The sequence below is a fragment of the Methylomonas koyamae genome (genome assembly GCF_001644025.1).
GTDB classification, from domain to species: Bacteria; Pseudomonadota; Gammaproteobacteria; order Methylococcales; family Methylomonadaceae; genus Methylomonas; species Methylomonas koyamae_A.
In genome coordinates this window covers 1-4,387 of the sequence record NZ_LUUK01000137.1, presented here as the reverse complement: position 1 = coordinate 4,387, position 4,387 = coordinate 1, and the positions used below count along the sequence as shown (strand labels likewise).

The following is a 4,387-nucleotide window of genomic DNA, read 5'->3' as shown; positions in this document are numbered from 1 at the left end:
GGGTACCGCATTCTCCGCGCCAAGTCGAGGCCGAGACCGCGCGATTGATAAAAATTTATTGCTTAGACTCGGTGGGAAATCTGCAACCGCAAACCGGCCGCTTGCGAACGGTCGAGCAACGCGAGACCGAGCACAGGCGCATGTGCCATCTGCGCGAACAATTACTTGTCAGGACGGCTTTTTGTGTGCGAGTGGAGATGCCGTTATTGCGTGCCGTCCGGGTTTTACGGCCCGATACCGCCGTCGAACCCGGATTGGAAGGGTTGGTCTGGAGTTATCGGCCGGTTGTCAGAGCCAGCGAGGTTTCTCGGCCTTTGGCCGCTGATTACCAAGCTGGCTATCGGGCTCTTTTTCGTGGCTTGCCGGTTGAAGAACAGCAAGCCGCATTGGATTGCGTTCTAAATATCCACGACTGGCAAGGCCGTTCGACCGGCGTGTTGGAAACCTTGATTTGGGAAAGTCACGTTAATGGTATCGCGGCAAATTCCAGACGTGAGCGAGTGGTGGACGCGAGAGCTTGGATAGCCGCTTTCCGTGCGGCTCGGCGAGCGCAAGGCAATACTAGAGAACTGGCCGAGTTTGCCCAAGACGTGTTGTCCCGAAACTGGGGGGATGCCGTGTTTCAGAAACTGCAATCGCCGTGGCTGAGCGAATTGTGGGCTTCGAGCGGTCTGACCGAGATACCGGTGGGACTTCTGTCTTCGGATTTGGACCGGGTCGGTGTTTCAGACGATGGGCGGCAATCTTACCGGCTGGTACAGGTCGGCTCCCGCTTGTGGTTGTGGCCGGAAACCGAACCGTTACCGAACCTTGCCGTGTCGATGTTGAATGTGCCGCGGATATTTAAGTCCGTCGAGGTTGCCACCAATGCGCCATTTAGCCGCCGGCGATTCCAGCCAAACGGCGAGCGTTTACCAATACTCGAACAGGTAGCGGATCAAACTTGCGATTTGATTCATGATGGAAAACGCTATCACTTGAGCCATTTACAGCGTCCCGCCTGGGCTGGGCGATTCGGTCGCGATCGTTGCGGAATCTTCGCCGAATTGTTGCTGACTACGGAGAATTGCACCGCAGCGCAATCCTTCCGCTGGATAGAGCCGGGGACTTTTTTGATGGGCTCGCCGGACGACGAGCCGGAGCGCACAGCAAATGAAGGCCCGCAACACTGGGTGACGCTCAGCCGGGGCTACTGGCTGGCCGACACCGCCTGCACCCAAGCCTTGTGGTTAGCGGTGATGGGTAATAACCCCAGTCATTTCAAAAGCGACCCGAACAATCCGGTGGAACAGGTCAGTTGGCTGGACGTGCAACAGTTTCTGGAAACGCTGCAAGCCTTGCTGCCGGGCTGCCAGGCTGATTTACCCAGCGAAGCGGAATGGGAATACGCCTGTCGGGCCGGCACCATCACGCCGTTCAGTTTCGGCGCCAACATCGCCCCGGCGCAAGTCAACTACCACGGCAATTTTCCGTATGCCGGCGGCGAGCGAGGCGAGTACCGGCATCGGACCGTGCCGGTCAAAACCCTGCCGGCCAATCCGTGGGGCTTGTACGAAATGCATGGCAATGTGGGCGAATGGTGCAAGGATGGGCGTCGCGAATACGGCGCGGCGGCGCAAATCGACCCGCTTGGGCCGAGCGGCCAAGATCGGCCCCGTGTGATTCGCGGCGGCTCCTGGGGCCACATCGCCAGGTGGTCGCGCTCGGCCCTCCGCCGCGCGTTCCAGCCCGACCGCGCCTTCAACGACCTGGGCTTTCGGCTTTGCCTGAGGTCCATCGGGCCCGGTCAGGCAGCGGGTGGCCCGGCGGGATCGCCGGGCCGGGCGAGCGGAGCGAGCCCCGACGCGCCAGGGGAGGCCGACACCGAGCGGGACGGGCTTGCCGACAAACTGGCTTCGATTTTCAAACCGGACCCCAAACCGAAACGCCGATCATGACCCTGCACTTTTTCGCGATACCGGCCCTGCAGCCGCAACACGAGTTTAGTCGCCGCGCAACCGCCGCCGAAGCACTCCCGGTTTTTGCCTATCCACAGCCGGCCGGCAAAACTCAACGGCTGCCGCCGGCTTTAGCAGGCGCCTCTTCCGCGTTGCGAGTGCCGTCGGCCCCCGTAGGAGGCGCTTTAGCGGCGACTGATGCATTATCCAGTTTGCATGGGTCACCGACCAATTTTCCAGCCCGGTAATCCGCGATGACAGACCCCGCCCGCTTCCCCGACCCGTTTCCGCCGCCGTTCGCCAATGCCTGGGGGGATGATCGCTATGGGCTTTGGGCGGCCATCGAGGTTGATGGCGGAGATGTGGGTATCGTCACGCAAATGTTCCGCTGGATAGAACCTGGCACGTTTTTGATGGGCTCGCCGGACGACGAGCCGCAAAGAAATAATGACGAAGGTCCGCGACACCTGGTGACGATCAGCCGGGGTTACTGGCTTGCAGACACGGCTTGCACCCAAGACTTGTGGCTGGCGGTGATGGGCAATAACCCCAGTCATTTTCAAGGGGATCTTGACCAACCGGTTGAGCAAGTCAGCTGGCTCGATGTGCAAGCATTTCTTCAAAAACTGCAAATCCGGTTGTCCGATTGCCGAGTCGATTTACCCAGCGAAGCGGAATGGGAATACGCTTGCCGGGCGAATACGACAACCCCTTTCTATTTCGGTGAGCAAATTAGTCCGCTGCAGGTTAACTATCGAGGCCATTATCCCTACAGAGGCGGTCAAGCTGGTGAGTTTCGAGAAAAGCCATTGCCTGTAAAAAGCTTACCTGCCAACCCATGGGGGCTTTATGAAATGCATGGTAACGTTTGGGAATGCTGTAAAGATGAAATGCGGAGTTATAGCTTGCAACCCCAAATTGATCCGATAGGCAATGATGCTCAAAGAGGAGATAAACGTCGAGTCATTCGAGGAGGGTCTTGGAATGACGATGCTAGATGGGTACGTTCCGCCGTTCGAGGTTTTGTTAGTCCTAGTGACGTGGGCCTGACTTTAAGCTTTCGTATCTGTCTTAGGCTCAATCAGGCCGCGAGTGTCCCGGCGGGGCCGCCGGGCCGGGCCAGCGGAGCGAGCCCCGAGCCGAGGTTTAGACGCGCCGACCGGTTTGGCGCACTGGAGTACAAACCTAGGTTTGTACTCCGGCGGCGCGATGGGAATGGCCGTCGTGCGCTGTGGGATGGCGACCGGCCCACGCAAACCGGGCGTTAAAAAAGGCGGCCTCCGTGGTGTTCACCCCGCCTATGTTAGGAGCAACCAGGTGTTCGGAGCGAGCCCCGAGGTTGGGTCGCGCTGACCGGTTGGGAACACTGGAGTACAAACCTAGGTTTGTACTCCGGCGGCGCGTGACGGATGGTTGTCGTGCAATGGGGAGGCCAGGCGAAGCAGGCGCAAAAAAAAGGCGGCCGCCGGTGGGTGGTCGCCTTAAGGCTGTCGTCCTTGGATGAATCGGTGGATGTTGCCTCGGGCCGGTGACGCTCCGACCTGGGCCGGAGCGATGTGCCGTTCTTAAGTTAGGAGTGTAGCCGGACCCGTTTCAATCGTTAGGTCTACTCGCTTGAATTCGTTAAATTTTGCCGGTTTATGTGCTGGTTTTCACATTCTTCTGGCCAGTCGGTTGGTCTGCCGTGGCGGCCGGGGCGTTCATTGTCGCCAGAAACACGCCGATCACGATCATGATGGCGGTAATCCCGTAGCGTTTGAATGCAAGAGCGGCGGTCTTGGCTATTTTGTCGAGCGGCATGGTTGTTCTCCGAAAATGGGTTGGTGGCAGCGAGCGCCGGATAGGGCGCGTTACAGGTGGCGTAGCGGCACGCCCTTGGTTTTGGGACGCGGCGCGGTGAAGATGTCCATGGCTTCGCTGAGAATTTGGTCGCACAGCGCGCACAGATCGCCTTCCAGGTAGATTTGTTCGCAGCGGGATAAACGGGTGCCGCAACGGCGGCAGCATTTGGTTTTGGCTTGGGTTTTCATGGCGGTTTCTCTCTCGATGTCGGTTTGTCGATAGTCTGGAAGACTGGTTAAGTCTGTCGGTACTGTTATCGCAAGACGAGTGCCAAATTTGACCGAAATGCTGGGTATTTTTTAACTATTTGATATTTTTGTATTTTGTGTGTTTGTGTGGGTGGCCGGGTTAGATGAAAACGCTTGTCGGCGGAGAAACGGGTTACCGGATTTCGTAACGCATACGAAATATCGTGTCCCGCCGATGCCGATTGCGCCGAATTTTCGCCGGAGGGCGACCTGCTTCGGTCCAGGCTATGAAGTCGTCGGGTTCGACTGGGTTGGGCCGAGGGTCGTTGAAACCGCGTGGGCTTCGACTCCGCTCAGCCAACGCGACTCCGCTGAACCAACGCGACTCCGCTCAGCCAAAGCGATTCGGCTCAGCCAGCG

The 4,387-nt window shown here is 58.6% G+C and carries 4 protein-coding genes; 2 read left to right on the top strand and 2 right to left on the bottom strand.

Annotated features, from left to right (window positions below; genetic code table 11):
- Both A1355_RS25700 and A1355_RS09490 read left to right on the top strand, forming a co-directional pair.
- A partial coding sequence (locus tag A1355_RS25700) for a formylglycine-generating enzyme family protein (RefSeq protein ID WP_064027366.1) occupies positions 1-1,937 on the top strand: 1,937 nt, incomplete at its 5' end.
- Positions 1,938-2,191: 254 nt separating this feature from the next.
- The gene (locus A1355_RS09490) at positions 2,192-3,205 is read left to right on the top strand and encodes a formylglycine-generating enzyme family protein (protein ID WP_064027362.1); all 1,014 of its coding nucleotides are present in this window, start codon (positions 2,192-2,194) and stop codon (positions 3,203-3,205) included.
- Between the two features lie 370 nt (positions 3,206-3,575).
- On the opposite strand, the gene A1355_RS25175 is transcribed toward A1355_RS09490, so the two are convergent.
- A complete protein-coding gene (locus A1355_RS25175; protein ID WP_157197825.1) occupies positions 3,576-3,737 on the bottom strand; it encodes a hypothetical protein in 162 nt (53 codons plus the stop codon).
- A gap of 50 nt (positions 3,738-3,787) precedes the next feature.
- Positions 3,788-3,967, bottom strand: coding sequence for a hypothetical protein (locus tag A1355_RS09485; RefSeq protein WP_064027360.1), 180 nt, complete (start codon positions 3,965-3,967; stop codon positions 3,788-3,790).
- Positions 3,968-4,387 lie beyond the last annotated feature (420 nt).